This is a genomic window from Stenotrophomonas sp., assembly GCF_032099025.1.
Classification (GTDB): domain Bacteria; phylum Pseudomonadota; class Gammaproteobacteria; order Xanthomonadales; family Xanthomonadaceae; genus Stenotrophomonas.
Map to the genome: position 1 here is coordinate 1 of NZ_DAMCID010000056.1, position 3,035 is coordinate 3,035.

The window sequence follows — 3,035 nt, forward strand, 5'->3', positions numbered from 1 at the left end:
TGTCGGCCCCGAAGGCCAGGGCAGCCTCAACGTAGACCAGTATGGGCGCATCCAGGTCAAGTTTCACTGGGACCGCCATGAGAGCGGTAGCTGCTGGGTACGGGTAAGCAGCAACTGGGCCGGCGGCGAGAAGGGCTTGGCCAGCCATCCGCGGGTCGGCTCGGAAGTGATCGTGCAATGGTTAGATGGCAACCCCGACCATCCGATCGTGACCGGCTCCGTGTACAACCAGGGCCATATGCCGCCGTGGAAGCTGCCCGAACAGCGCGCGCTGACGGGTCTCAGAAGCCGGGAGCTGACCGCCACGGGCGGCAACACGCCCGGCGGACGCAGCAATCACCTGGTGCTGGATGACACGCAAGGACAGATCCAGGCACAGCTCAGGAGCGACCACCTCGCCAGCCAGCTCAGCCTCGGCCATATCAACCGCATCGAAGACAATGCCGGACGCAAGGACGCGCGCGGCCAGGGCTTCGAGCTGCGCACCGACGGCATTGGCGCGGTGCGCGCGCAGCAGGGCCTGCTGCTCAGCACCGAAGGACGGCCGAACGCCCGCGCCCATATCACCGACATGGCGGAGACGCTGGCGCGCATGGCGCAGGGCCAGGCCTTGCACGACAGCCTGTCCCAGACGGCGCAGCAGGCGCAGGCGCACCAGCCGGGCGACCAGGACCAGGTTGTCGCCGCGCTGCAGGCGCAGGTCGACGCCATCAAAGGCAAAGGCGGCACACCTGGACAAGGCGAATTCCCGGAATTCCAGGCTCCCCACCTGGTTCTCGCCAGCCCCGCCGGCATCGAAGCGAGCACGCAGGGTTCCACCCACCTGATGAGCATGGAGCACACCGCCTTGAGCAGCGGCGGCCATGCCAGCCTGAGCGCGGGCAAGAGCCTGCTCGTCAGCGTCAAGGAAGCGGTGCGCATGTTTGCCTACAAGGCCGGCATGAAGCTGGTGGCGGCCAGCGCCGACATCGACATCACCGCCCTGAAGGACAGCGTCAACATCCTGGCCAAGCTCAACATCACCCATACCGCCAACCGGATCACGATCACGGCAAAGGAAGAGGTGGTGATCAACGGCGGCACCAGTTTCAGCCGCTGGAACGCATCGGGGATCGTCCATGGCACCAGCGGCAACTGGGTCCAACACGCGGCGCACCACAGCTTCGTCCCTGGCAAGAGCGAAGGCACGCCAGCCTTGCCGCAGCCCGTGCAGCTGGCGCCGGGGCAGCTCGACCTGTATCACCACTATGTGAATCCGGAAGGAGGCAAGAAACAAGGCATCCGGCAAGGCGACTACACCGTCGTCGACTCTGAAGGTGGCGTCCACCAGGGGACGCTCGATGGCGATGGTTTTGCCAGCGTGGCCGGCCTGCCGATGGGGATGGCGACGGTCAGCTACGGCAAGGACCCGCGCGACCCGTGGGATGAAGGCAGCTACTTCGGCCAGGGAACCGAATGGCCAACCGTGGCGCTGCCCGAGGCCGGCGCCGCTGCCGCGGCAACGCCTGACCGGCCAGCGCCGACGCCGAGAACGCAGAACTCCGGACTGCTCGCCGGCGCCATCGCTGCAACGGGTAGTCTCAGCGGCACAGCCGGCAAGCTTGGCACGATTGCGCAAGCTGCGCAGCAAGCGGCAAGCGCGGTGCAATCACTGCCAAAAGGCGGCGCGCAAGCACTGCTGGCCGCTGCAGGACCGGCGGCCCTGGCCAAGGTTGCGGGCAAGCTGGCAGGCGGCGCGTCAAGTGCCGGCAAGCCTGCCGCCGCCGTCGCGTCGATCGTCGATCTGCCCGGAGCGCTGCCGCGCATGGACGCTGAAGCAGCGCCCTCGACCCCGAAAAAATCCGTCATATAAAAAGCCACCATGACCGAACCCACGCAGGCCCCGTCCAAGCCCGCCGAGCGCGCGCCGGAAGTCGCGGTCGCCCCGCTCAACACCATCGACCAGCAAGACGTCGGCGCCGGCGCCGCCGCCTTCGACAAATGGCTGCGCAAGATCAGCGACGACTACGTCACGCTGGAGCGCCTGAGTACCGTGGCCGGCAGCCTGCCGGTGATCGGCAACATCATGGCGCTGATCGACGCCATCATGGATATCGTGGAGATCATCCAGAAGGGCCTCGCCAAGGGTGCCAAGGAAATCGATTTCCTGCTCTGGGTGAGCCTGGGCATCAACCTGATCGGCGTGGTCCCGGTGCCGCCGGCGATGGGCGCGGCGCGCATGAGCCTGCGGCCGGCGCTGCATCTGGTCCGGCAAAAGCTGGCGCTGGGCGTCAAGGATCTCGGCAGTGCGCTGATCGAGGTGCTGGTCGTGCACCTCAACGCCAGGCTGGCCGGCGAGATCGACACCTTCGTCGACAGTGCGATGGGTAAGCTGGCCGGCATCCTGGACGATTGCGCCAATACTGCCGACGGCATTGCCGACGACCTGATCAAGGTCCTCAATCGCTGCATCGGCAAGGAACCGTTGTTCAACGTGGCCACCCCGGCGGAAGTGGCGGACAAGCTGCACGACCCGCAGGCGCAAAGCAGCTGGCGGCGCATGCTGGGCGCCCTTGGCCGGCAGTACAAGAGGAGCGCGAACTACGTGGTCGCGGCGGCAGCCAGCCACCTTCCGCAGGGCGCGGTAGCGGGCGTAACAAGCATCATCGGCCACCTGACCGCCTTCAAGCCGGCGTTTCGCGGCAAGCTCGCCGCCCTGGCCGACGAGCAGACGCAGATGAGCATCCGGTGGATACTGGCGCGGCTGCGCGACGCGGTCGCCAGACACAAGAAGCGGGGCGCGGCGATGGTCCCATCCGGCAAGGGCGCGGACCACAAGAAAAACAACCCAGGCCACGAGCTGGGCGCAACAAGCCGGCAAAGCCCGGCCAAGGGCGACGCCAATGCCTGCAAGCTGTGCCCCGCAAAAGGCGGCACCGCGCACTCGATCAGCTTCGCCACAGGCGCCGAAACCTTCACACACACCGACTTCGTACTGGATGCACCGCTTCCCATCGAATGGAGCCGCACCTACCGCAGCCAGCTGGTCGCCTATG

Annotated in this window: 2 protein-coding genes; both read left to right on the plus strand. The window is 66.8% G+C overall.

Annotated elements, in window-relative coordinates; genetic code table 11:
- Positions 1-1,852, plus strand: a 1,852-nt coding sequence (vgrG, locus tag RT456_RS19325; protein ID WP_313349075.1) for a type VI secretion system tip protein VgrG, incomplete at its 5' end; no start/stop codon positions are given.
- Positions 1,853-1,861: 9 nt separating this feature from the next.
- Positions 1,862-3,035 (plus strand): DUF6531 domain-containing protein (locus RT456_RS19330; RefSeq protein WP_313349077.1); only part of this gene is annotated, 1,174 nt, incomplete at its 3' end.